Source organism: Mycobacterium sp. (assembly GCF_019243155.1).
Taxonomy (GTDB): Bacteria; Actinomycetota; Actinomycetes; order Mycobacteriales; family Mycobacteriaceae; genus Mycobacterium.
This window is the reverse complement of sequence record NZ_JAFAUS010000294.1, coordinates 1-25,085: the sequence shown is the minus strand read 5'-3', so window position 1 is coordinate 25,085 and position 25,085 is coordinate 1. Positions and strand designations below refer to the sequence as shown.

General features: G+C 66.1%; 24 protein-coding genes. 18 read left to right on the top strand and 6 right to left on the bottom strand.

The window, feature by feature from the left end; translation table 11 throughout:
* The 9 genes from JOZ00_RS14630 to JOZ00_RS14590 form a co-directional block, all read left to right on the top strand.
* A partial coding sequence (locus JOZ00_RS14630; RefSeq protein WP_293344672.1) for an iron-sulfur cluster-binding domain-containing protein occupies positions 1-517 on the top strand: 517 nt, incomplete at its 5' end.
* 57 nt (positions 518-574) lie between these two features.
* Entirely contained in the window at positions 575-1,777 is a 1,203-nt protein-coding gene (locus JOZ00_RS14625; protein WP_293344670.1) for a cation:proton antiporter, read from the top strand.
* A 78-nt stretch (positions 1,778-1,855) separates the two neighbouring features.
* On the top strand, positions 1,856-2,866 hold the full coding sequence (locus JOZ00_RS14620; RefSeq protein WP_293344668.1) for an NAD(P)H nitroreductase: 1,011 nt from the start codon (positions 1,856-1,858) through the stop codon (positions 2,864-2,866).
* Complete coding sequence (locus JOZ00_RS14615; protein WP_293344666.1) at positions 2,863-3,639, top strand: universal stress protein; 777 nt, start codon at positions 2,863-2,865, stop codon at positions 3,637-3,639. The genes JOZ00_RS14620 and JOZ00_RS14615 overlap by 4 nt, the downstream gene beginning before the upstream one ends.
* A gap of 308 nt (positions 3,640-3,947) precedes the next feature.
* Positions 3,948-4,634 carry a response regulator transcription factor gene (locus JOZ00_RS14610; RefSeq protein ID WP_293344665.1) on the top strand — a complete coding sequence of 229 codons (687 nt, stop codon included), beginning with the start codon at positions 3,948-3,950 and terminating at the stop codon, positions 4,632-4,634.
* 189 nt (positions 4,635-4,823) lie between these two features.
* On the top strand, positions 4,824-6,473 hold the full coding sequence (locus tag JOZ00_RS14605) for a GAF domain-containing sensor histidine kinase (protein WP_293344678.1): 1,650 nt from the start codon (positions 4,824-4,826) through the stop codon (positions 6,471-6,473).
* A gap of 55 nt (positions 6,474-6,528) precedes the next feature.
* The gene (locus tag JOZ00_RS14600) at positions 6,529-6,897 is read left to right on the top strand and encodes an STAS/SEC14 domain-containing protein (protein WP_293344664.1); all 369 of its coding nucleotides are present in this window, start codon (positions 6,529-6,531) and stop codon (positions 6,895-6,897) included.
* Positions 6,898-6,990: 93 nt separating this feature from the next.
* The gene (locus JOZ00_RS14595) at positions 6,991-7,875 is read left to right on the top strand and encodes a universal stress protein (RefSeq protein WP_293344663.1); all 885 of its coding nucleotides are present in this window, start codon (positions 6,991-6,993) and stop codon (positions 7,873-7,875) included.
* Between the two features lie 16 nt (positions 7,876-7,891).
* Positions 7,892-9,349, top strand: a complete 1,458-nt coding sequence (locus JOZ00_RS14590) for a bifunctional aminoglycoside phosphotransferase/ATP-binding protein (RefSeq protein ID WP_293344662.1) — start codon at positions 7,892-7,894, stop codon at positions 9,347-9,349.
* Between the two features lies 1 nt (position 9,350).
* Here JOZ00_RS14590 and JOZ00_RS14585 read toward each other — a convergent pair whose 3' ends face one another.
* Positions 9,351-10,028 carry a PAS and ANTAR domain-containing protein gene (locus tag JOZ00_RS14585; RefSeq protein ID WP_293344661.1) on the bottom strand — a complete coding sequence of 226 codons (678 nt, stop codon included), beginning with the start codon at positions 10,026-10,028 and terminating at the stop codon, positions 9,351-9,353.
* Between the two features lie 115 nt (positions 10,029-10,143).
* Entirely contained in the window at positions 10,144-10,593 is a 450-nt protein-coding gene (locus tag JOZ00_RS14580) for an Hsp20 family protein (RefSeq protein ID WP_293344676.1), read from the bottom strand.
* 144 nt (positions 10,594-10,737) lie between these two features.
* Between JOZ00_RS14580 and JOZ00_RS14575 the strand changes: the two genes are divergently transcribed.
* Positions 10,738-11,103 carry a helix-turn-helix transcriptional regulator gene (locus tag JOZ00_RS14575; protein ID WP_293344660.1) on the top strand — a complete coding sequence of 122 codons (366 nt, stop codon included), beginning with the start codon at positions 10,738-10,740 and terminating at the stop codon, positions 11,101-11,103.
* Between the two features lie 47 nt (positions 11,104-11,150).
* Positions 11,151-11,717, top strand: a complete 567-nt coding sequence (locus JOZ00_RS14570; protein ID WP_293344659.1) for a DUF1360 domain-containing protein — start codon at positions 11,151-11,153, stop codon at positions 11,715-11,717.
* Positions 11,718-11,725: 8 nt separating this feature from the next.
* Here the strand turns inward: JOZ00_RS14570 and JOZ00_RS14565 are convergent, their stop codons facing one another.
* Positions 11,726-13,036, bottom strand: a complete 1,311-nt coding sequence (locus JOZ00_RS14565) for an NAD(P)/FAD-dependent oxidoreductase (protein ID WP_293344658.1) — start codon at positions 13,034-13,036, stop codon at positions 11,726-11,728.
* 282 nt (positions 13,037-13,318) lie between these two features.
* Here JOZ00_RS14565 and JOZ00_RS14560 point away from each other — a divergent pair, with 282 nt between their 5' ends.
* Complete coding sequence (locus tag JOZ00_RS14560) at positions 13,319-14,020, top strand: GAF and ANTAR domain-containing protein (protein WP_293344657.1); 702 nt, start codon at positions 13,319-13,321, stop codon at positions 14,018-14,020.
* A 4-nt stretch (positions 14,021-14,024) separates the two neighbouring features.
* Here JOZ00_RS14560 and JOZ00_RS14555 read toward each other — a convergent pair whose 3' ends face one another.
* Positions 14,025-15,179, bottom strand: coding sequence for an FAD/NAD(P)-binding oxidoreductase (locus JOZ00_RS14555; protein ID WP_293344656.1), 1,155 nt, complete (start codon positions 15,177-15,179; stop codon positions 14,025-14,027).
* A gap of 77 nt (positions 15,180-15,256) precedes the next feature.
* Between JOZ00_RS14555 and JOZ00_RS14550 the strand changes: the two genes are divergently transcribed.
* The 4 genes from JOZ00_RS14550 (at position 15,257) to JOZ00_RS14535 (ending at position 21,454) form a co-directional block, all read left to right on the top strand.
* Positions 15,257-16,438, top strand: coding sequence for a zinc-dependent alcohol dehydrogenase (locus JOZ00_RS14550; RefSeq protein WP_293344655.1), 1,182 nt, complete (start codon positions 15,257-15,259; stop codon positions 16,436-16,438).
* Positions 16,439-16,530: 92 nt separating this feature from the next.
* Positions 16,531-18,681 carry a glycogen debranching protein GlgX gene (glgX, locus tag JOZ00_RS14545; protein WP_293344654.1) on the top strand — a complete coding sequence of 717 codons (2,151 nt, stop codon included), beginning with the start codon at positions 16,531-16,533 and terminating at the stop codon, positions 18,679-18,681.
* A 140-nt stretch (positions 18,682-18,821) separates the two neighbouring features.
* The gene (locus JOZ00_RS14540; RefSeq protein WP_293344653.1) at positions 18,822-20,576 is read left to right on the top strand and encodes a sensor domain-containing diguanylate cyclase; all 1,755 of its coding nucleotides are present in this window, start codon (positions 18,822-18,824) and stop codon (positions 20,574-20,576) included.
* A gap of 110 nt (positions 20,577-20,686) precedes the next feature.
* Positions 20,687-21,454, top strand: coding sequence for an SDR family oxidoreductase (locus tag JOZ00_RS14535; RefSeq protein ID WP_293344674.1), 768 nt, complete (start codon positions 20,687-20,689; stop codon positions 21,452-21,454).
* A gap of 14 nt (positions 21,455-21,468) precedes the next feature.
* Here the strand turns inward: JOZ00_RS14535 and JOZ00_RS14530 are convergent, their stop codons facing one another.
* Both JOZ00_RS14530 and JOZ00_RS14525 read right to left on the bottom strand, forming a co-directional pair.
* Positions 21,469-22,440, bottom strand: a complete 972-nt coding sequence (locus tag JOZ00_RS14530; protein WP_293344652.1) for an aldo/keto reductase — start codon at positions 22,438-22,440, stop codon at positions 21,469-21,471.
* A gap of 26 nt (positions 22,441-22,466) precedes the next feature.
* A complete protein-coding gene (locus JOZ00_RS14525) occupies positions 22,467-23,465 on the bottom strand; it encodes a sensor domain-containing protein (protein ID WP_293344651.1) in 999 nt (332 codons plus the stop codon).
* 181 nt (positions 23,466-23,646) lie between these two features.
* On the opposite strand from JOZ00_RS14525, the gene JOZ00_RS14520 reads away from it, so the two are divergent.
* Positions 23,647-24,405, top strand: a complete 759-nt coding sequence (locus tag JOZ00_RS14520; RefSeq protein WP_293344650.1) for a GAF and ANTAR domain-containing protein — start codon at positions 23,647-23,649, stop codon at positions 24,403-24,405.
* Positions 24,406-24,653: 248 nt separating this feature from the next.
* Complete coding sequence (locus JOZ00_RS14515) at positions 24,654-24,908, top strand: hypothetical protein (RefSeq protein WP_293344649.1); 255 nt, start codon at positions 24,654-24,656, stop codon at positions 24,906-24,908.
* Positions 24,909-25,085: the final 177 nt, after the last annotated feature.

The following is a 25,085-nucleotide window of genomic DNA, read 5'->3' as shown; positions in this document are numbered from 1 at the left end:
AGTCTATGCCGGGCGCAGCCGCGATTACATGCCGCTGCTGGACGAGGTGGTCGCCGTCGCCCCGGACCGGGTCACGGTGTGGGCCGACGACGAGCGGGGCCAAATCGCTACCGCCGCACAGCTTCTCGCCGGTGCCGGGCCGGCGACGTCTGTCTACGTGTGCGGCCCGAGCGGCATGCTCGAGTCGGTGCGCACGGTGCGCGACGAGCACGCGAACGCACCGCTGCACTACGAACGATTCGCGCCGCCGCCGGTCGTCGACGGCGTTGCATTCGAGCTCGAGCTCGCACGTTCACAGCGGGTCCTCGACGTGCCGTCGAACCGCTCCGCACTGGGTGCGATGCTCGACCGCGACCCGACAACGCCGTATTCGTGCCAGCAGGGGTTCTGCGGAACCTGCAAGGTCAAGGTGCTGGCGGGCGAGGTCGATCGCCGGGGCCGCGCCGGTGAGGGCGACGACGAGATGCTGGTCTGCGTTTCGCGGGCGAAAAGCGGTCGCGTCGTGATTGACGCCTGAGCGACTAGCGGGGCGTTGATCCACCGATTTTGACCGCGGGAACTGCAAAATTGCGTGGTGCACGGATTTAGCTTCAACACGCTTGCCCTATTGACCGCGGTGGGATTTGCCGGTCCGCTGTTGGCCGCGGTTCCGCGCTTGCGGATACCCGTGATCGTCGGTGAGTTGATCGCCGGAATCGTCATCGGCAGGACCGGCTTCGGCCTTGTCGACGACACCAACCCGACGTTTCAGTTGTTCGCGAACATCGGCTTCGCGCTGGTGATGTTCGTCGTGGGCAGCCATGTTCCGGTCCGCGATCCCGCCATGCGCGCGGCGGTGCCGATGGCGTTGGCGCGTGCGGTGCTGGCGGGCGCCGTCGCGGCGGTGCTCGGCTACGGGTTGGCGGCGGCGTTCGGCACTGGGCACGCGGCGCTCTACGGGGTGGTGATGGCCTCGTCGTCGGCGGCGATGGCGCTGCCGATGATCGATTCACTGCGATTGCGCGGGCCGCAGGTGCTATCGGTCACCGCGCAGATCGCCATCGCGAATGCGGCGTGTATCGTGTTGCTGCCCTTAGTGATTGACTTTCGTCATGCCGCCACGGCGGCGCTGGGCGGGTTGGCGATCACCGGCTGCGCGGTGGTGCTCTATGTGCTGCTGCGCGCGGTCGACCGCAGGGGCTGGCGTGAGCGCATGCACCACTATTCACACGACAACGAACTGGCGCTGGAGCTGCGGACCAACCTGCTGCTGTTGTTCGGACTGGCGACGCTGGCCGTCGCCACGGATGTGTCGATCATGATGGCAGGCTTCGCATTAGGTCTGGTGATCGCGATGGTCGGCGAACCACGTCGGTTGGCGCGTCAGTTGTTCGGCATCACCGAGGGGTTCTTCAGCCCGCTGTTCTTCGTCTGGCTCGGCGCCTCGCTGCAGGTGCGTGAGTTGGGTTCGCAACCGAAATTCATCCTGCTGGGTGTCGGCCTGGGGTTGGGCGGGGTGCTGGCGCACTGCGGGGGACGACTGCTCGGCCAGCCGTTCACCTTCGGAGTGATGTCGTCCACCCAGCTCGGCGTCGCGGTCGCCGCGGCCACCATCGGCACCCAGCAGCACCTGCTCGCCGCGGGCGAAGCGTCGGCGTTGATGTTCGGTTCCTTGCTGACGATCGCAGCGACGTCCATCGCGGGTGCCCTGGCCGCCCGCCACCAGGGCGCCCCGGCCGATAAGCCGGACACGACGGACGAGTCCGCCCCGCACGGAGCCCAAAGTCCCTTGGGCTAGTGCCGTCCTGCCCTCGTGCGGTGGGCGTCGTTTGCGCTTTCGTGGGTACTACGACGCAGTACCAAAGGGGGCACCGTTATGAACAGCCGCTTCCCGGACGACGACACGGTCCGGACGGTCCTGAATTTGGCGTCGAGAGCGCCCTCGGTGCATAACACCCAGCCGTGGCGGTGGCGGGTCGGTGCGGCGAGCCTGCACCTGTACTCCGATGTCAGCCGGCAACTGCCGAACACCGATCCCGAGGGCCGAGACCTGATTTTGAGCTGCGGTGCGGCCCTGCATCACTGCGTCGTAGCGTTGGCAGCGGTCGGGTGGCGATCCAAGGTCACGCGGCTGCCGAACCCGTCCGACCCGAGTCACCTTGCGACGATCGAACTTTCACCGCACCCCGCGGATGCCGTGGACATCTCGCTCGCCGCCGCGATACCGCGACGGCGGACCGATCGGCGGTACTACAGCTCCTGGTCGGTGCCCGTCGGGGATGTCGCGCTGATGGCGGCGCGAGCGGCGCGTCACGGGGTGACGCTGTGTCACGTCGAAGACATCGACAATCTGCGGGGGATCGTCGCTCAATCCGTTCGGGAGCATTTGAACAGGGACTATCTCGCCGAGCTCACGGCCTGGAGTGGTCGGTACTTCTCGGTGGCCGGTGTCCCGGCCCGCAACGCGCCGGTGTCGGACCCGGAGGCAAAGATTCCGAGTCGGTTGTTCGCCGGTGCGGCGCTGCCGATGGCGCCCGACTCGTCGCCGTCCGAGGACAACGCCGTGGTGCTCGCACTCGGAACCCGCAACGACGATCGGGTGGCGCAGCTGCGGGCCGGTGAGGCGACCAGCGTCGTGCTGCTCACCGCGACGTCGACGGGCTTGGCCAGTTGCCCGGTCACCGAACCGATGGAGATGCCCGAGACGCGCGCGGCCGTCCGTTCCGACGTCTTCGGCGACAGCAGCCATCCGCAGATGCTGCTCCGGGTGGGCTGGGCACCGATCAACGCGGACCCGTTGCCGGCGACACCGCGACGGGAGCTCTCGGAGTTCGTCGAATGGAAGGTTCCCCGCTGCTTAGGGGTCGATAGTCAGGAGCCGACATGAATGTCCTGGACGCGAAGTCGGTGGTCGTGGGAGTCAACGGCACGCAGGCCGCGATCAACGGCGCCAAGTGGGCGATCGACGAGGCGGTGGGCCGGCAGCTGCCCCTGCGCCTCGTCTACGTCATCGGCGACCGTGAGGTCCCGGACGTCGGGGCGGCCGACTGGGAGCTAGGACGCGCCGAACTCGCGCTGCGCCAGGCGGAGTCCGCCGTGCAGAGCGCCGCACACGGCGAGGGTAAGTTCGTCGAGATCGAAACGGCCGTTCTGGCAGGGGATCCCGCGCAGGTGCTGATCGACCAGTCCCAAGAGGCGGCCCTGGTTTGCGTGGGCACCGCGCGGCGCGGATGGGCGTCCGACGGGTTGCTGGGCCCGACCGCCGCCGGCCTGGTCGCGCGTGCGCACTGCCCGGTCGCGGTCATCCGCACCAATCCCGACGGGTCGCCGACGCAGCTTGGTGTGGTGGCCGTCGTGCTCAACGACGAGCCGGACAACGACGAAGTCGTGCATCAGGCGATGGAGGAAGGGCGCCGCCGCCACGCCACCGTGCGCCAGATCGATCGGCGACTGGGCAGCTGGATCCGTCGCTATCCGGACGTCCCCGTCCAGACCGTCGCCGCCGGGACCGGGCTAGGCTGCGCTGAGAAGCCCGGCGGCGCAATCGAATTGGCGGTGGTGGGCAGCGCGGACGCGGACAAGCTGGCCGGACTGGCCGTCCCGAACTGTCACCCGATCGTCGGCTACCCCGACTGCTCGGTTCTCGTAGTTCGCGATTGACATGCCAGAGCCGCCCCCCCGCGTCGATCGTCGTGGGCATCGATGGTTCAGGGCGGCGATACGGGCGGCGCTGTGGGCGGTCGGGGGGGCGGCACCCGCTCCCGCGGACATGGTTTTCGTCGATGCCCGCAATGGTGGGCGGATAGCGGAACTCATCGGGCCCGTCGCTGACAATTCCGCATTGCGAGAGGCCGACTGCTCACTGCTGATCGTCAATCGGCAACATTTGTGAGAGGACGATTATGAATCGGACAATGATCGAGGCGTGGGACAGTACGCCGGCCGGAAGGCCGGCAGGAGGGCTCGTAATGGTGAAGGTTTTCCTGGTCGATGACCACGAAGTCGTGCGACGCGGTCTCGCCGATTTGCTGGCATCGGATCCTGAGCTCGAGATCGTCGGCGAGGCCGGGTCCGTGTCCGAAGCCAAGGCGCGGATTCCGGCCCTGCAGCCCGACGTCGCCGTGCTCGACGTCCGGCTACCGGATGGCAACGGAATCGAGTTGTGCCGCGACCTGGTGTCCGATCATCCCGACCTGCGCTGCCTGATGCTGACGTCGTTCACCTCCGACGAGGCGATGCTCGAGGCGATCCTGGCCGGTGCCAGCGGTTACGTCGTCAAAGACATCAAGGGCATGGAGCTGGCCCACGCCATCAAGGAGGTGGGCGCCGGCAAGTCCCTGCTGGACAACCGGGCCGCCGCCGCGCTGATGGCGAAGCTGCGCGGCACCGCCGAGCGCGAAGACCCGTTGTCCGGCCTCACCGAACAGGAGCGCACCCTGCTGAGCCTGCTCAGCGAGGGTCTGACCAACAGGCAGATTGCGTCGCGGATGTTCCTCGCCGAGAAAACGGTGAAGAATTATGTATCGCGATTGCTGGCGAAACTCGGAATGGAACGCCGGACTCAAGCCGCGGTATTCGCGTCGAAATTGGATCAACAGGCGAATCAGGCGGGTGCGAAAACACAGACTCCATCTGATTGGCCACCGCAGGCCTAATGGCTCGCACCGGTTTGGCGGTCGCCGGAATGCGACTAGGCTGACCGCAGGCAACTCCGTTGCACACGTGCCCATTCGCAACGCCGGCTGCCGCATGGCTGTCGTTTCGTGGAGGTAACGGGTCGGGTGGCCGGCGACGAACGCAGCTCAGCTTTTGCTGGGCTCGGCAAACGTGGGTTGGTCAGCAGGATGCATGAGCAGCTCGACGAGTTGCTGGCATCCCGCGACCAGATGGAGCAATTGCTTCGGGTCATTGTCGAAATCGGTTCGAGCCTAGACCTCGACGCGACCCTGCGCCGGATCATCGGCGCGGCGCGGGAACTGACTTCCGCGCCCTACGGCGCCCTGGCCATCCGCGATCGTGAAGGAAACCTGATCTCGTTCGTGCACGACGGCATGGATGCAGATACGGTTGGGTGCATCGGGGATCTGCCGGTCGGCAAGGGCCTGCTGAGCCTGTCGCTGCTGGACACGCCCGCGCTGCGGCTCGACGATCTCACCGCTCATTCGGCCGCCGTCGGGTTTCCCGAGCACCATCCTGCAATGCGGGCCTTCCTCGCCGTGCCGATCACAGTCCGGGGCACTGTGTTCGGCAACCTGTACCTCACCCACGTCGGCCCGGCCCGGGTGTTCTCGGAGTCGGACGAAGTCGCTGCTCGCGCTTTGGCATTCGCGGCCGCGGTCGCCATCGACAACGCGCAGGTCTTCGAACGTGAGCGAATGTCGGTCAAGTGGATGGAAGCCAGCCGCGAGATCACGACGGCGCTGCTGTCCAACTCCGACCCGCACCGGCGGCCCCTGAAGCTGATCGCCGAGAGCGCCCGCCTGCTGACCGACGCCGAACAGGCGATCGTGCTGGTTCCGTCCGACGCCGACCTGGCCTCGGACGAGGTCGACACGCTGGTGGTGTCAGCCGCCGTGGGGCTCTACGCCGACGAGGTGGTCGGCCAACGAGTACCGGTCGACGGTTCCACCAGCGGCTCGGTCTTCCGGTCCGGTGAACCGCTGATCACCGAGGCATTGAGCTACCCGATTCAGGCCTTCACCGACGTCGGGCAGCGGCCGGCCATCGTGATGCCGCTGCGCGCCCGCGACGAAGTCGTCGGCGTCATCGCGATCGCCCGCGGCGCCGATCAGCCGCCCTTCAACGAGAGCTATCTCGATCTGGTGAGCGATTTCGCGACCCACGCCGCAATAGCGCTCGTGCTCGCCTCGGCCCGCGAGGACGGGCGGCAGCTGACCATCCTCGCCGAACGCGAGCGCATCGCCCATGACCTGCATGACCACGTCATTCAACGGCTCTTCGCCGCCGGCATGCACTTGCAGGGGACGCTGGCGCGGTCGCACTCCCCGGAGGTGGCCGACCGGCTCAGCCGCACACTCGACGATCTCCAAACCATCATCGAGGAGATCCGGACGACGATCTTCCAGCTGAAATCCCCGTTCGATAAGAACGGCGAATTCCGGTATCGAATTCAACAAGTGGTCGCCGACCTCACCGTGGACCGTGACATCGTGAGCACGGTGCGCATGCACGGGCCGATGACCGCCGTTGCCGGTGAGCTTGCCGACCATGCCGAAGCGGTCACCGCGGAAGCCGTCAGCAACGCCCTTCGGCATTCGGGCGCGACACGGCTGACGGTCGAAATCAGCGTCGGTGACATGCTCATCCTTGATGTCGTCGACAACGGGTGCGGCATACCCGCGGACAATTCGCGGCACAGCGGGTTGGCCAACATGAATCGCCGCGCGCAACGACTCGGTGGCAGCTGCGAAATCACCAGCCCACCGGAAGGCGGTACCCGGGTGCACTGGATCGCGCCGCTGATCGATCAATAGCGTTGCGCAGGAGACCGTTTGGTGTTTCATAAGCCGAGCAGGAAGGGGAGCTCCGATGATCGAATTGCTGCCGGACATGCCGGACGGGGTGATCGGCATCCACGTGTCGGGTCGGCTGCGAGGCGACGAGCTGCGCGTGTTCAAGCCCGAGATTCAGGAGCGCTTACCGCAAGGCGAGATCCGGATCGTGGAGGTCATCGCGTCCGATTACGAGGGTTTCGGGCCCGGTGGATTGGCCGAGGACCTGAAGCTCGGCTTGACCACCGTCTTGCCGCACTTTTCGGCCATCAAGCGGATCGCGATAGTGACCGACAAGGATTGGGTCACCCATGTCCTGCATGCACTGGCCTGGATGGTCCCCGGCGAACTCGCTATCTTCGGCCTCGATGAGCTTGAGCGCGCGAAGGAATGGGCGGCCGGGTAACGCGGGCCTCCTGTCCATCGGTGCGATGACCAAAGCCCCCTGACCGACCGTCGTTAGGACAGTAGCGTTTTCACCAGACGGAGGGAGAAAACAGTGTCCCCACAAGAGAATCACCACGGCATTCTCGTCGGAGCCGACGGATCGGCGGCCTCGAACGCCGCCGTCTGCTGGGCGGCCCGCAGCGCGGCAATGCGACACGTCCCGCTGACGGTGGTCCACCTGATGAACGCGGCCGTGCCGATGTATCCCATTCCGTTGTCGACCGGCGTCGCGGTATGGCAGGAAGATCAGGGCCGGCGGGTTGTCGAGCAGGCGGTCAAGATCGCGCAGGACGCCGTCAAGTCGGACCGGCAGATCGAGATCAGGTGCGAGCTGCGTTGTGCGCCCCCGGTTCCCGCGCTGGTCGAGATGTCCGAAGCGGCGGACATGGTTGTGGTCGGCAGCAATGGACACAGCGCGCTGGCGAGGCTCCTGCTGGGTTCGGTGAGTTCTAGTGTGGTCCGCAGCGCGCGTTGTCCGGTCGCGGTCATCCGCGACGAAGATCCGCTGATGGCGAACCCCCGGCAAGCGCCGGTGCTCGTAGGCATCGACGGTTCTCATGCATCCGATCTTGCGACGGCCGTGGCCTTCGACGAGGCGTCGCGCCGCGGGGTGGAACTGGTGGCATTGCACGCGTGGAGCGACGCGGACGCGTTCGAGCTCCCTGGGATGGATTGGGACGCAGTCAAATCGGAGGCCGAGCGGAGCCTGGCCGAACAACTGGCCGGCTGGCAGGAACGCTATCCCGATGTCACCGTGCGTCGCGAGCTCGTCTGTGATCGGCCGGCCCGGCAGCTGATCGAGAAATCGGAGTCCGCCCAACTCGTCGTCGTGGGCAGTCATGGCCGAGGCGGCCTGAGTGGGGTATTGCTGGGCTCGGTCAGCAACGCCGTCGTTCACTCGGTCCGGATGCCGGTGATCGTCGCGCGACCGGCTTAGGCTGCGCCGTACTGCCGTGGCCTACCTCGACATTCACGAAACCCACACCGGCGTCGTGGTGCTGGCCGGAGACCGCGCATACAAGGCGAAGAAGCCGCTGCGGACCGGCTTTCTCGACTTCCGCGCACCGGAGCAACGCGAACGCGCGTGTTGCAGGGAAGTCGAACTCAACAGTCGTCTGTCACCCGAAAGCTACTTCGGGGTGGCTTATCTCAGTGACCCCGCCGGCGGCCCGGATGAACCGGTAATCGTCATGCGGCGCTACCGCGACGACGACCGGCTGGCTGCCATGGTTCGCCGCGGCCCGGACGAGTCCGTCCGAGACGCGCTGGACGCCGTCGCCGACGTGCTGGCCCGCTTTCACCGCGATGCGGAGCGCAGTCAGGCGATCAACCTCCAAGGCGACGTGGAAGCGATCGAGTGTCGTTGGCGCGACAACCTGTCCGAACTCCGCGAGTACGCCCCCTCTACTCCGGGGCTGGACGCGGAATCGGTATCGCGGATCGAGCACCTGGTTGCCGAATTCGTCGGCGGGCGTGGATCCCTGTTCACGAGGCGCATCGACGAAAGGTGCATCGTCGACGGTCACGGCGACCTGCTTGCCGACGACATCTTCTGGGTGGCCGGGAAGCCGGCGCTGCTGGACTGCCTGGAGTTCGACGACGCACTTCGCTACGTCGACTGCATCGATGACGCGGCCTTTCTCACGATGGATCTGGAGTTCCTGGGACGCAAAGACTTCGCCGACTACTTCGGTGACCGCTACGCCGAACACTCGGGGCATCTGGCCCCGGTGACGCTGCGCGACTTCTACATCGCCTACCGCGCCACAGTCAGGGCGAAGGTCGACTGTGTTCGCTTCTCCCAGGGCAACTCCGAGGCCGCCGACGATGCGGCCTCCCACCTCGCCATCGCCGTCGAGCACCTGCAAAACGGCGCGGTTCGATTGGCGCTCGTCGGCGGAAACCCGGGAACCGGCAAGTCGACCGTCGCGCGTGGTATCGCGGAAACGTTTGATGCGCAGGTGATTTCGACTGACGACATACGCCGGGAACTGCGGGACTCCGGCGTCATCAGCGGGGGCTCGGGTGTTCTGGATTCCGGACTTTACTGCCCCGATAACGTCGCGGCGGTCTACGAGGCCGTTCTGCACCGCGCGCGTCTGCTACTCGGCAATGGGCGATCGGTGATCCTGGACGGCACCTGGCGAGATCCTGAGATGCGGGCGCGGGCCAGTCGGCTTGCCGGGCAAACGCATTCGGCGATGGTCGAACTCATGTGCTCGACGAGCGGCGACGTCGCCGCCGACCGGATCGTGACGAGGCGACCCGGAAACTCGGAGGTGACTCCGGAGATAGCCGAAGCGCTCGCGGCTCGGCACAGCGGCTGGCAAACCGCCCACGTGATCGACACCTCTACAGATCCCGCGCAGGTGCTACGTGAGGCCGGCGAAGTCTGGCGTCGAGCGTCCTGACTCAAGCCACGCCCGAGCGGACGCGCCGATACGCGGTCAGCAACAGATGGTCGAATTCCGACTGCGTGTTCGCGGCCAAGCCGGCGCTCTGGAAGTCGTCGCGGATCCGTTCGGCAAGCGCCCGTAACTTGATGTTCGCTTCCTGGGAGAGCCATTTGAGTAACTCGAAGGCCGCGGTGTCGGTGATGCCGTAGATGAGCATCAGCATGCCTTTGGCCTGCTCGATGCTGGCCCGGTTCTCGCTGATCTCGGCGAGCTTCGCTGAGACGATGTCCTCGTCCGTCTGTCCGGAAGGCGCGGACACGTCGATGTAGAACCCGTGCGTTCCCACCACGTCGCCTTCGTCGTCGAACAGCCGGTCGCCGACGACCACGACGTGGCGGACCTTACCGTCGGTGGCGATGATCCGATGGCGAGTGCTGAACGCCTGGCGAGTATTGACGATTTGATCGATGGTGGCCGCCACCTGCCCGCGGTCGTCGGGGTGCTTGTGCGACAGGACCAACTCGGTCGTCGGCGTCACGCTGCCGGGCTCATACCCGTGCATCCGTTGCACCGCTTCCGACCACTCCCAGCGCCGATCGGTGAAGTAGAAGCGAAACCAGCCCGCCGGCTGTGCGGCGCCACTCGCCAGGGCTTGTTCGACATTGGCCTTTTGACCGTCGAGATACCACTTCATCGTGCATCGCGCTCCCTAGTCGGCGGACAAAGGCATTTGAGTGGCCGGCGGGCGGTGGCTGCGGCGTTGACACGGAACTCCGTACCAGTGCGGCCGCCGCCCGGCCGGCGGTCGATCAGGCGTTGATGACCTCGCGTTGCGAGGGGCTTTCTTTGATGGCATGGTGCGCGTCACCGCGGCCGACCGCGATCTTGCGGGGCTTGGCTCTCTCGGCCACCGGAATGCGCAGGCGCAGAACGCCTTCGCTGTAGGCGGCCTCGATCCTTTCGGTGTCGAGGTTCTCGCCGAGCACCAGTTGGCGACTGAAGACTCCCCGCGGCCTCTCGGTGGACAGCATCTCGCGGTTGGGGTCGACGGCCGGTCGCTCTGCGCGAACGGTCACCACGTTGCGCTCGATGTCGATGTCCAGCGAGTCGACGTCGATGCCCGGCAGGTCGAACTCGACGATGAATTCTTCGCCTTCGCGCCAGGCGTCCATCGGCATCACTGCCGGCCTGGCGGCGGTTCCTAGTACCTGCTGGGCGAAGCGGTCGAGTTCACGGAACGGATCGGTACGCATCAGCATGGCGGTCACCTCTTACTCCAATCTATGGTTGTGGTCGAGCAATAACCTATGTCTGACGACATAGGTTTTGTATAGCACTGTCGACATAATGACGCAAGTGTGCTAAACAGGTTTTCTGCACGAACAAGGTGAGGAGATTCGGAAATGACCGACCAGCGCGACGATTCCGGTGCTCCGGCGCCTGATCATGGCGTGTATGGGATCTCCGTGGCTGCCGAACTTTCCGGTGTTCCGGTGCAGTCGCTGCGCCTTTACGAGCGCTACGGATTACTCACTCCGGCCCGCAGCGGCGGTGGAACCCGTCGTTACAGCGCCGACGACCTGGCCCGGCTCAGGCGCATCGCCGAGCTGGTCGACGCCGGCATCAATCTGGCCGGCGTCGCCCGCATCCTGAACCTCGAAGATGACAACGCCACGCTGTCGGCGGCCAACACCGATTTGCAATCATCGAACCGCACCCTGCGTAGGGCCGCCAAAACCGCGCAACACAGCGGCGAGCACAGCAGCTGAGTCGACGGCCGTCGATTGCATCGACTGGCACCGGGTATTCGCGGCGAATGCCTGGAAAGCCCGCTGCAAGAGATTCGCTGGAAGAATTCACCGATGGGGCCGCCCCGGTGGTCGGCGGCGCACGGCGCGAAGCGGACAGCTACCGCGGCGACAATCCCCGCCCGCTGGGCGGCTACCTGGCGGTCCTGGCCGTCTACTGCGTCGTGGTGGCTGTGGCGGCGGTGGCCGCTTTGCTCACCGGGCGCACGTTGCCAACCCGATGGCGGATACAAGACCTGGTCACGGTAACCCTGGGCACCCACAAGCTTTCGCGGACGCTGACCAAGGACGCGGTGACGAGTCCGTTGCGCGCACCCTTCACTCACTACGCGGGCACCGGCGGCCCCGCGGAGGTCATGGAAGAAGTCCGGGAGGAAAGCCAACTTCGTCACAGCCTGGGGGAGTTGTTGACCTGTCCGTTCTGCCTGGACATGTGGGTCGCGACGGGATTCGCCATCGGACTGATCTTCCTGCCGAGGTTCACCCGCCTGATTGCGGGCGTCTTCACCGCGCTGGCCGGCGCGGACTTCCTCCAGCTTGCCTACGCGATCGCACAGCGTTCGGCCGAAGGCTGATTCGCGCGTCAGCTCGTTTTCGGCATCGGAATGCCTTCGCTGGCCGCGAATTGCGCGTCCTCCTCGGAAGACAACCCGATCGACACGACCGACCGGTCGAACAGCGTGTCGGTCAGGTAGGCCAGCGACACCGCCCACCGGTTGACCGGCCGTGGAATCGCGTACAGGTGATAGGACCGGGTCACCACTTTCGCGGGGAAGCCGGACAAGTGGATGTTGAGCGGATTGGCCACCGCGTAGCGGGGCCCCAGGTCGACGACCAGACCGAGGTTGCGGTGCTTGTACTGCTTGACGGTGCCATAGCCGAGGCTGGCGGCCACGTTGCGGGCCAGCACTTTGCCCTGCCGGGTCGCGTGTTGGGCGGTCGGTGGCGTGATCTTCCCCGGCTGGGTCAGGTCGGGAACCGCGGCGGCGTCGCCGGCCGCGAATACATCGGGATGATCCGGCACCTGTAGATCGGGCTGGACCTTGAGGCGGCCCTTTTCGGTCGGCAGGTCCAGATCTTGGATCAACGGCGCGCCCGTCACGCCGGTCACCCAGGCGATCGTGTGCGTGTCGATACGCGAGTCATCGCTCAGCACAACATGATCGGCGTGCGCTTCTTTGAGCGTGATGCCGAGCCGGACGTCGATGCCGCGGCGCCGTAGCACCTTCATCGCGGCTTTCCCCAATTTCTCACCGACCTCGGGCATCACCTGCTCCGCGAGATCGAGCAACAGAAACAGGACCTCGTTGCGGTCGAAGCCCATTTGTTTGGCCGCCGCGTCGGCGAGCGCGCGCAGCTGCGCCACCAGTTCGGTGCCCGAGTAGGACGCGCCGACCACGACGACGGTGCGCCGGGCCGCGGCCACCTTCGGGTCGTCTTCGATGTTGGCCAGCTCCAGCTGTTCGACGAAGTGGTCTCGTAGGTAGAGCGCCTCGGCGGTGGTCTTCAACCCCCGTGCGAATCTCGCGAGTCCGGGCACGTCGAACAACCGAGTCACCGATCCGGGGGTGAGTACCAGCCGGTCCCAGGACATGTGGTGGCTGCGTTCCTCCGGATCGCGATACGTCAGGGTCCGCCGGTCGAAGTCGACGCCATCCACGCGGCCGCGCACCGCGTGCACGCCTTTGAGGGAGTTGGCCAGCGGGATCGCGACGAACCGGGCGTCGACGACACCGCCGGCGACGTCGGGCAGCAACGGCGTGTACAGCATGTAATCGACCGGGGAAATCATCGTGATGTCGACCGAGGCGTGCTTTCGGCGAAAAATTCGGGCCAGACGCTGCGCGCAGGTGAATCCGGTGAATCCGCTACCAACGATCACAATGGAGGTCACCCGTTCGAGTGTAGGGCGGGGTGCGGGGATTTGGGGATCGCCCGCACAGCCCACGGGTAGCGGGTAGTGCGAAAGCGATTGGCTGCGAAGCCATTACACCGCCGGCCGAATGCTTTCAGGCTCGTCGGTGAAGATCTGCGACTCGCCGCCCTTTGCCCCGGAACAGCCCCCGTTCGTCAGCGGTCCTCTTGCGCTTCGCTATTTGGCTCATAGGATTGAGGTTTGTGCGTGGGCTCGCCGAACTCGACGTCGTAACCGCGGAGGAATCGGGGTCCGGATGTGATGAGTAACAACGCGGTCGTCGCCCGGTTGACGGAATTGGTGGCAAATCTCGAACGCGACGAAACCGAAACCTCAGCTGGTTTGCACGAACTGATCGACAGCGGGGTTCGGCATGTGACCGGCTGTCAGTACGCGGGGATCACCCTCGCCGACAAGAGCAAGGCCGTCACCAATGTGGTGTCCACGCACCGGTATCCGATGCTGCTCGATGCCATCCAGAATCAATACGGGGAAGGCCCGTGCCTGGAGGCCGCGTGGCAGCACCACACCATGCACATCCACGATCTGAACGTCGAAGAACGCTGGCCGCGTTATCAACGGCACGCGCTCGAGCAGACGCCGATCCGCTCGATCCTGTCCTTCGAGTTGTTCGCGGGCCACGGCAGCATGGCCGCGCTCAACTTCTATGCCGACCGTCCGCGGGCATTCACCAATGACTCGGTGGATCTGGGCGACGTTTTCGCCACCCATACCGCGCTGGCGTGGTCGATGATGCGCCGCCAGGACCAATTCCGTAGCGCCTTGGCGTCGCGGGACATCATCGGTCAGGCCAAGGGCGTCGTGATGGAGCGGTTCAACCTCGATGCCGTCGAGGCTTTCGAGTTGCTGAGCCGCCTCTCGCAACAGTCGAACATCCGGCTGGCCGACATCGCGAAGGCGCTGATCGACAGCGAGCATCCCCTCAAGCGAAAAGACCGCTGAGCCGTCATTCCATGGGCACCGGGGCCGGCCTGCGTTCGCTTATCAGCCGCTCGCCCAGGTCGTAATCATCGTCGGCGTTGTAGGTCAGCACGCCGACCGCCGCCCCGCCCGACTCGTACCACACGGTGAACCCGTCGGGACGCTGTAGCAGGCGGCTGCTTTCGTACCCGTCCCCCCACGCGTGATACTTCACCGTCGCGTCGCCGATTGAGGTCCAAAACCCCGGCACACCATCCCATTTCAGCTGCTGGCCCGCCGCGCAGGCGCCAGCGATCTTGCCCTGGTCCTCCGCGTCCTGCCAGTGTTCGATCGCCAGATGGCGTCCGGCGACCTCGTGCCGGGCCAGCGCGACGTCGCCGCCGGCATACACATCGGACGCCGAGGTGGTCATGTCCGACCCGACGACGATCCGCGAATCACGCACCTGCAGACCCGCGTCGACGGCGATGCGACTCTGCGGAGCCACCCCCGTCGCGGCGAGCACCAGGTCGCAGTCGATGCTGACGCCGCTGCTCAGCCGCACCCCGGCCTCGGTGATTTCCTCCACTGTCGCACCGCCGGCATGCCGCGCACCCGCTTGCGTGACCAGGTCCCGCAACCGTTCGGCAGCCGCGCTGCCAAGGCGCTTCGCCTGCGGAAGTGGTTCTGGGGCAACCAAAGTCACCGGGATGCCGCGTAGCGCCAACGATGCCGCGGCCTCGCAGCCGATGAATCCGGAGCCGATCACGACTGCTGAGGTCGCGTTTTCGGCGGCATTGCGCAGCGCGGCCGCGTCGGCCAGCGAGCGCAGCAACTTGGCGCGATCGGCGCCGGGGAACGGTGGTGGCACCGGCGCCGCGCCACAAGCCAGGACCAAGGTGTCGAAGGCGTGGCCCTGATTGCCGGCGTACACCGCGTGTCCGGCGAGATCCAGCCGATCGACCCGCACGTTCGTTATGAGCTCGATCGACCGTTCGTCGAACCACTCCATGGGGTGTAGGGCGACATCGTCGGTCTTACCGCGCAGGTATTCCTTGCTCAACGGCGGTCGCGCATAGGGCGGATCGATGTCCGCGCTGATGATTCGCACCGGCGTGTCGGCGTCGTGTTCGCGGAAGGACTCCGCCGCGGCTACTCCCGCCGGCCCGCTCCCCACGATCAAAAGTCCCGAATCAGTCACTCCTCGGGTGATACCCGCAGCGGACCGGCTCAACACGCGCCGTTTCGGTGGGCAGGGGACGGGTATGAGCCATCCGTATGAAGGCTGTTACTTGGCACGGAAAACGCGATGTACGGGTCGAATCGGTGGCCGACCCGAAGATCAAAGAGCCCACCGACGCCATCGTCGAAATCACGTCGACCAACATCTGCGGGTCCGACCTGCACCTCTACGAGATCCTCGGCGCTTTCATGAACCCGGGGGACGTCCTCGGCCACGAGCCGATGGGGATCGTCCGCGAGGTGGGCACCGACACCGGTGACCTTCGGGTCGGCGACCGCGTCGTCATCCCATTCCAGATCTCTTGTGGCCGTTGCTACATGTGCGACGAGCAGCTCTACACCCAGTGCGAAACCACCCAGGTGCGAGATCAGGGCATGGGAGCCGCGCTGTTCGGCTACTCGGAGCTCTACGGCGAGGTGCCCGGCGGGCAAGCCGAACTGCTGCGTGTCCCGCAGGCCCAGTTCACCCACATCAAAGTGCCTGTGGGCCCGCCGGATTCGCGGTTCGTCTACCTCTCGGACGTGCTGCCGACCGCCTGGCAGTCGGTCGCGTACGCCAATATCCCGAAGGGCGGCACCGTGACCGTGCTCGGTTTGGGGCCCATCGGGGACATGGCCGCGCGCATCGCCGACCACCTCGGATATCGCGTCTTCGCGGTCGACCTGGTGCCCGAGCGTTTGGGCCGCGCCGCGAAACGCGGCATTCACACCATCGATTTGGGGCGGCTGGACTCCTCGCTCGGCGATGCGATACGCGATCTCACCGACGGGCGGGGCAGCGATTCGGTGATCGATGCGGTGGGCATGGAGGCGCACGGTTCCCCGGCCGGGAAGTTGGCACAGCAGGCCGCCGGCTTGTTGCCGGACGCGCTTGCCAAACCGCTCATGCAGAAGGCCGGCGTGGATCGGCTCAGCGCCGTGTACTCCGCCATCGACATCGTGCGGCGCGGCGGAACGATCTCCCTGATCGGGGTGTACGGCGGGATGGCCGACCCGCTTCCGATGCTCACCCTGTTCGACAAGCAGGTGACGCTGCGAATGGGGCAGGCCAACGTCAAGAAGTGGGTCGACGACATCATGCCGCTGCTGACCGACGACGACCCGCTGGGCGTCGACGACTTCGCGACGCACGTGCTGCCCCTCGACCAGGCCCCGCATGCATATGAGATCTTCCAGAAGAAGCAGGACGGTGCGGTGAAGGTCATACTCAAGCCGTGATCGTATCTGCCACAAGGCTTTTCCGCGTCTCACCAGGAAGGTAACTCGGTGCCGCCGTTTGACGGCCACAAGCGCAGGGTATTGAATGCGCCATGACCTCCGCAGAGGCCCCTGCCCCCACGCCTACGGGCGAAGTATGGCCGGGTAAGGCCTACCCCCTCGGCGCGACGTACGACGGCGCCGGCACCAATTTCGCCGTCTTCAGTGAGGTGGCCGAGCGGGTGGAGTTGTGCCTGTTCGACGCCGACGGCGCCGAAAGCCGCGTCACTCTTCCCGAGGTCGACGGATTCATCTGGCACGCCTACATACCCAACATCGAGCCGGGCCAGCGCTACGGCTACCGCGTGTACGGTCCGTACGACCCGCAGGCGGGCCTGCGGTGCAACCCCAACAAGCTGCTGGTGGACCCGTATTCGAAGGCCATCGACGGCAGCTTCGAGTGGAATCAGTCCTTATTCGCCTACAACTTCGGCGATCCGGACAGCCGCAACGACGACGACTCGGCGGCCAGCATGCCCAAGTCGGTCGTCATCAGTCCCTACTTCGACTGGGGCAACGACCGCCCGCCGGACCACCATTACGCGGACACGGTCATCTACGAGGCGCACGTCAAGGGCCTCACACAGACGCATCCGGACATCCCCGAACCGCTGCGTGGCACGTACGGCGCGGTGGCGCACCCGGCGATCATCGAGCATCTCAAGAGCCTCGGGATCACCGCTATCGAATTGATGCCGGTGCACCACTTCGCCAACGACTCCACCCTGATTGAGAAAGGGCTGTCAAACTACTGGGGCTACAACACGATTGGCTTTTTCGCGCCCGACTTCAAGTACTCCAGCGCCGCCACGCCGGGCGGGCAGGTGCAGGAGTTCAAGGCGATGGTGCGCTCCCTGCACGAGGCCGACATCGAGGTCATCCTCGACGTGGTCTACAACCACACCGCCGAGGGCAATCACATGGGCCCGACGCTGTCGATGCGCGGCATCGACAACGGCGCCTACTACCGGCTCGTCGACGACGACAAGCAGTACTACATGGACTACACGGGCACCGGCAACAGCCTCAACGTCGGGCATCCGCACGCGCTGCAGCTGATCATGGACTCGCTGCGGTACTGGGTCACCGAGATGCACGTCGACGGCTTCCGCTTCGACCTCGCCTCGACGCTGGCCCGCGAGTTCTACGACGTGGACCGGCTGGCGACGTTTTTCGAACTCGTGCAACAGGATCCGACCGTCAGCCAGGTCAAGTTGATCGCCGAGCCGTGGGACGTCGGGCCCGGCGGCTACCAGGTGGGCAACTTCCCGCCGCAGTGGACCGAGTGGAACGGCAAGTACCGCGACACCGTTCGCGACTTCTGGCGCGGCGAGCCCGCCACTCTCGACGAGTTCGCCTACCGGCTGTCGGGGTCGGCCGACCTCTACGAGCACACGGCGCGGCGGCCGGTGGCCTCGATCAACTTCGTCACCGCGCACGACGGGTTCACCCTGCGCGACCTGGTGTCCTACAACGAGAAGCACAACGAGGCCAACGGCGAGGACAACAACGACGGCGAAAGCCACAACCGATCGTGGAACTGTGGGGCAGAGGGGCCCACCGACGACCCGGGAATCGACGAGTTGCGTGGTCGCCAGCAGCGCAACTTCATCACCACGCTGCTGTTGTCGCAGGGTGTGCCGATGCTCTGCCACGGCGATGAAATCGGTCGCACGCAGAACGGCAACAACAACGGCTACTGCCAGGACAACGAGATCACCTGGATCAATTGGGCCAACGCCGACGAGGCCCTGCTGGAGTTCACCCGCGCGGTATCGGCATTGCGCGCCGATCATCCGGTGTTTCGCAGGCGCCGGTTCTTCTCCGGTAAGCCGGTGGGCCGCCGCGGCCAGGGCGGCCTTCCCGACATTTCCTGGTTCACCCCCGAGGGTGCCGAGATGACCGACGAGGACTGGGGTGCCGGTTTCGCAAAATCCGTCGCGGTCTTTCTCAACGGCGACGGCATTCCCGACCGTGACGCGCGCGGGCAGCGGCTCGTCGACGACTCGTTCCTGCTGTGCTTCAACGCCCACTATGAGCCAATCGAATTCACCCTTCCACCAAAGGAATTCGGTGCCAACTGGCGCACCGTGGTGCACACCGAGATCGCGGAGGCGGCGCCGAACGCTGAGCTGTCCGCAACGGACAAGTTCACCGTGGACGCCCACACCGCCGTGGTTCTGCAAGCCATTCCTTTGGACTAGCCGGCACCAGACCAGACCGGCCCGTTTGCTGATGTCGCGATATCAGTTAGTTTTTGCAGACAATATTCGTGCCGCCGAACCGCTCGGCGTCGCTATCAGACATCGGTGTCAGACGCCGCCCGGAAGGGAAGGGGCAGCTGATGGACAGCTCCGGCCCCGGCGCGCATCTGGACGCAAAGGTGGCCCGGTATCGAACCGGGGCGGTACTGATCGTCTTCGCCGTCACCATCTCGTCGTGGTTGGGCTGGGCAACCCGCACCGAGCCGTTGACGCGGATCTACCCTGACTGGCCGCCGATGACGCCGTGGACCGCGGTCTGGCTCGCGGCGCTTGGTGCGGCGATCCTGTTGCAATCGGGACATCTCACGCCCCCCCGCGTCTGGGCCGGGCGCGGCCTCGCCGTGCTGGTTGCAGCCCTTACCGTCGCGATCCTCATGGAGCACGCGACCGGTGCGGCATTCGGTCTCGACCGCATGTGGTTCGCCGAGACGGTCCGGATGTGGCAATGGCCGTCGCCGGGCCGCCCGAGCCCGCAGACCTCATTGGCCATCCTGCTGCTGGCCGTCGCCACGGCGCTGATCCGCGTCGATCGGTGGACCCGCCTGGCCTGGCCCATCTGCGTGGCGGGTGCCGGGTCCATCCCGTTCATCACCGTCGGCGCCTACCTGTTCGACGCCTTGGCTCTGGTGGGCGTCACGCCGTCCGCGGGCGAGGCGGTTTCGACGGCGTCGGCATTGCTGCTGCTCGTCATCGCGATATCGCTGGCAAGGGTTGACCGGTTCCCACTCGGCTGGCTGCTCGACCGGCCCGACTGGCGGTCCCTGGTGCGCTTGGTGTGCATCCTCGGCGGGTTCCCGATCGTCGTGGCACTGTCGAGGCCCGCCTTCCTGGCGCTCGGTGTGGGCGCGCACGCTGAGTGGACCTTCTCGATCCTGTTGGGCACCGTCATCGTCGGGGCGGTCACGTTCTACTTCAGCCAGCGCGAACAGAAGCTGCTGATCGAGAAGCAATTGGTCAGCAAGGAACATGCCGACGCCGAGACGCGCTATCGCATCCTGGCAGACAACGCGGTCGACATCGTCGTTCTCCTGCGCGGCGGCGAGGTTGCGTGGGTCTCGCCCTCTGTGGAGGCCGCGCTGGGAGGGCCGCCCGACCGATGGATCGGCCCGGGTCTTCGCCGCCGCATTCACCCCGACGACCGGGACACTCTCGCGGCCGCGCTGCAGCGGATCGCCGGCGGCGAGGCGGTCCTGCACCGGTTCCGGGTCCGCGCCGTCGACGAGGAATACCACTGGATTCACGGACACGGGAAGCCCTACGTAGACGCCGAAGGCAACACCGACGGGCTGATCGCGGCGCTGCGCATCGTCGACGACCAGGTCGAGGCGGAGCAGCGCCTCGAACGGCTGGCCCGGTTCGACACCCTCACCGGACTGGTCAACCGGGCCGAGGCCATCGGCCGGCTGGAGGCCGCCCTGGAGCAGCCAAGACGCCCAGGAACGGGCGTCGGCGTCCTGTTCTGCGACGTCGACTACTTCAAGGAAATCAACGACACCTGGGGACACGGCATCGGCGACGCCGTGTTGGCGGCCTTGGCGGCCCGGATCCGCGCCAGCGTCCGGCAAGGGGACACCGTCGGCCGCACGGGCGGCGACGAGATACTCATCCTGCTGCCCGGCGTCCACGACATCGACGAGGTCGCCGAAATCGCCGAGAAGATCCGCTGCCGTGCCGCGGAACCGATTCAGCTGTCCGAGACGACGATCTGCGCGACCCTGAGCATCGGTGCCACGATTGCCCTTCCCGGAGAACCGGTTTCGTCGATCACGGCCCGTGCGGACGCGGCGATGTACCAGGCCAAGTCCGGCGACAAGAACACCGTCATCCGGGTTTAGGGGGTCACGACCCCGCTGGCTGCTTAGCCCGTATAACCGATCAGGTAGGTTTTTGCCGACAGCATCTCCCATGGTGTGTGCGACGTGAAAGGGCGGATATGTCAAGGACAGTGGTGGTTGGCGCGTCAAGTGGTCTCGGACGCTGCATAGGTGTCGGCCTCGCGCAGCGGGGCGACCAGGTTGCGCTGCTGGCCCGGCGTAAAGAACGCATCGAGGCCGCGGCCAACGACGCGGGCCCGAAAGCGATCGCCGTCGAATGCGATGTCACCGACGAGGCGTCGTGCCGGACCGCGATCAACGCGGCGGCCGACGCGATGGGCGGCATCGACAACCTCGTCTATACCCCGGCCGTCGGGCCGCTGGTCAAGATGGTCGACACCGACGCGGAAACGTGGCGGAGCGTCTTCGACACCAATGTCATCGGCGCGGCGCTGGTGACGGCGGCGGCGATGCCGCACTTGACGGAGTCCGCGGGCAAGGTGATCTACCTGGCATCCGACGCCGGAACCTTCGGGCCCCCCTGGCCGGGTCTCGGAGCGTACGGCGTCAGCAAGGCGGCCCTCGAACGGCTCGTGGAGGCCTGGCGCGCCGAGCACCCCGACATCGGATTCACCAACCTGATCGTCGGGGAGTGCGCCGGCGGTGAGGGCGACAGCGCAACCGGCATGAACATCGGCTGGGATATGGACCTCGCCATGAAGGCCGTCCCGCTGTGGGCATCCCGTGGCTGCATGCCGGGCAAGTTGATGCCGATCGAGGACCTCATCGAGGTGGTGCACACGATCCTGCGGGTGGATTCCGCGACGTCGATGCCGCTGGTGGTGGCCAGGGGAGCATCGGCCAGCCCCGCGGCCTTCGCGGACTCCGCGCAGTCCTGAGCTCCCGAAATCGGCTACTGCCGGCCCAGCTTCTCGCGGACCAGGTCGGTCACGAAGCGCCGGGATGACGTCGGCCTGAAGGCGCGCGCGGCGTCGGTGAGCGCGTCGCGCGAACTCGTCGGCAACTCGATGTCGGCCGCCGCGACGTTGAACTCGAGCTGCTCGACGCTGGAGGCCCCGGGGATGGCGACGACGCCGGGCAGGCTGATCAGCCAGGCCAACGCCACCTGCGCCGGTTTGGCGTCGACCTCGGCCGCGACGTCACGCAGCGTTTGCAGCAGCGGCTCGACGCGGCGCAGGTTCTCGGTGCTGAACAGCTTGTTCAGCGCGCGAATGCCGCCGGGACGGTTGTCCGGGCCGTACTTGCCACCGAGCAGTCCCTGCGCGAGCGGGCTGTAGGCGATGATGATGCGCTTCTCCAGCTCGGCGAAGGGGACCAGGTCCGCCAGTGCGCCGGCATGGGCGAGCGAAAAGTGCACCTGGTTGCTGATGACCGGCCGCCCGAGCGCCGCATCGGCCTTGCGCCAGCGCGCGAGCGAATAGTTGGAAACCCCCGCCGCCCCGATCTGGCCGCCGTCGAGCAATTCCCGCATCCCCGGCATGATCACCGAATCCGGGACGACCGGATTGGGTTGGTGGACCTGGTACAGCGGGATGCGGTCCAGTCCCAGCCGCTGGGCGCTGGCGCGCTCGCGCTGCTTGACCACGGCGGGGAAGGGAGCGACCGGGAAGACCTTGCTGGCCACCGCGACCTCGGCGCGTTCGTCGCCGAGCGCCTCACCGAGGATTCGCTCGCTCTTTCCCAGCCCGTACACCTCGGCGGTGTCGAACAGAGTCACCCCCAGGGCGCGGGCCCGGCGCACGATGTCGCGCGCGGCGCCGCCGGCATAGCCTTCGCCGTAACCCCATTCGCGTGACCCGAACTGCCAAGTGCCCAGGCCGATTCGACTGACCGGCCCCACCCTGTCGACGTCGACATATTTCACAAGCCCACCCCCTCGTTACGCCCACCCTAGCCCGGGATCTTGCCGAGGATGTCGTTCGCGATGCTCACCGACGCCAGCCGCGGCCGGTCGGCGTCCGCGGTGCCGCGGGAGGAGACCAGCAGGTCGACGACGACGTTCGCCTTGGCCGCGATGGCGCGAGTGGAGCGCACCTGAATGCCTTTGGGATTCAGGTCGAGCGTGGTGATCCCGTTGCCGGCATCGGCGGGAACGCCCACGGAAAACGGAATCGGCTGCCCGCTGGGCATCGTCGCGTTGACGGTCGTGCCACCGCATTGGTGCCATCCCGCCAGCAATTGCGCCAGCTGTGATTGGGCGGTTGGGGGATCGCGGAATGCCGCGACGCCCTCGATGATCTGTATCGACTTGAGAAACGTGCGGGTGTCGGTGAATTCCTGCGCGCGATAGCCGGCGATGTCCTCGGTGTAGGCGTCCGGGGTTCCGGGTGCGATGCTGCCCCAGCATTCCGGACGGTCGACGGCGCCCTCTTGGTCAGAGGCGGCCGGCTTGTCCCACGTCGCACCGGCCTCGAGGTTCTGATCATCCGCGATGTTCTTGAGTGCATCCAGCCCGGGCAACAGCGTGCGCACGGAGTCCGGCGCGACGGCGGGCGGCGGGGGCGCCGGGGCCGCAGCGGAAGTGGGGGACTGGGCCGCCTGAGTGGACGTGGACAGAGGCAGGACGGCCCACACGGCCAGGGCGACGACGGCGAGGGTGATGAACACATACGACAGCACCACGCCCGCCACCGCGCGTTCCCGGCCCGGCTCGCCGGTGTGCCGGATCTGCGCCAGCCCTCGGTGTCCGAGAATCGCGCCCACGGGCGCGAACACGAATGCGAACAGCAACGACATGGTCGCCAACGCGTTGACGGGCGGGCGCCGCGGTGGTGCGGGCGGCGGTGTGGCGAAGGCGGGCGGCCCCGTCGTCGGTGGAACGGCAGGCTCGCGGCCCAGCGGGTCGTAACTCAGCGGGTTCTGCCAGTAAGAATTTTGCGGGTCGGTCACGCCGATACCTCCTCCGCGAGACCCTGCCGCGACTGTAGTTGACGCCGACGCCGTTGCCACAAAGGTTTACCTGCGGGCTGCGCGGGAAATCAGATTCGTCCTGGCAGGCCTACCCCGCGTGCATAGTGGAGACATCGCGTCCGAAGAACGAACAGGGCCGGGGTCCGGGACGGGAGGGGCCATGACAATCGACGGCGACAGCTTTGAATCGACTCTGCTGCGACGGCCTACCGCCGACGGCTCCGTCGAGCGGCAGCATCTGTACACGGTGATCAGCCAGGTCGACGAGTTGCTGAAGCGCGGCGAGACCGACCCCGAGTCGGCATTGCTGGAAATCATCAAGACCAACGTGGTCTCCATTCCCGGTGCCCAGTACGCGGGCGTGACCACGGTCGAAAAGGATGGCGACCTGATCACGCTGGCTGCCACCCACGATTTCCCGAAGATGCTCGACGACGTTCAGCGCGAGGTCCGAGAGGGCCCCTGCCTGTCAGCGGCGTGGAGCCAGCACACCATCCTGATCGACGATCTGGCGACCGACGACCGCTGGCCCCGCTACCGCGACATGGCGCTGGAGCGCACGCCGGTGCGTTCCGTCCTCTCATTCCGGCTATTTGATGACGACAAGCTGTTGGGCGCCTTGAACTTTCAGGCGGAGAGGGCCGGAGTGTTCACCGAGGAGTCCATAGAAATTGGATTGGTATTCGCCGCACACACGTCGATGGCGTGGAACTCCATGCGTCGCGAACGGCAGTTCCGAAGCGCCCTGGCCAGTCGCGACATCATCGGTCAGGCCAAGGGAATCCTGATGGAGCGCTTTGACATCAACGCCTTGGCGGCCTTCGAACTTCTGCAGAAACTTTCGCAACAATCGAACACCAAGCTCGCCGACCTCGCGGAGAGACTGATCGCCATCGACCACCCACCGGCACAAACTTAGTCAGGGAGTCAAGCCGAGTCCGGCAGTGCGGCGTTTACCGCAGACGACCGCGGCCCCAGTCACACGAGTTCGCACTTAGTCCGATCGGCTGTGGTCATTACATCGAGGCGCCGTTGGTAAGTCGCGCCTCAGCGGTTTGCTTTCGCCGAGCGCGGGTAAAGGCCCGTATGGTCGTCCCTCTTCAGTGGTCGCAACATTCCCAGGCGGAGCATCACGCGAGGCGGGGCACAAGGCATTACGTCGTTGACATGCGGCGTGATGGACAGTGGCTGCTGTCGCTGTACACGGTATTGGCCGATAAACCGGACCACGCCGAAGAAGAGCTTTGTCGCTACCTCCCGTCGTCGCTGGAAGAAGCGAAAGAGGTTGCTCAGCGGCTGGCAGGAGAGCAGCCGTGGGTAGCCGCCCCGAGGGCGGTCACGCTGGCTACCGGACAATCGCTCTATCCGGACCGATCGTTCGCTACTAGACCGACCGATATCGAGCAGACGCCCGCCACTTAGGGCGCTCGAAATGTGAGCCCCCGTTCGCTTTTCGCCGATCGCAGCGAGGAGAGTTCGGTCGGCGTGCGACCTAGTGGGCCGAACCGGAGAACCCCCGCGGGTGGATGTAGTGGGGGCACCGACCCCCGGTTCGGCGTCTCGACAATATCGGCAAGCAAGCTGCGCGGCGTCGTTTTG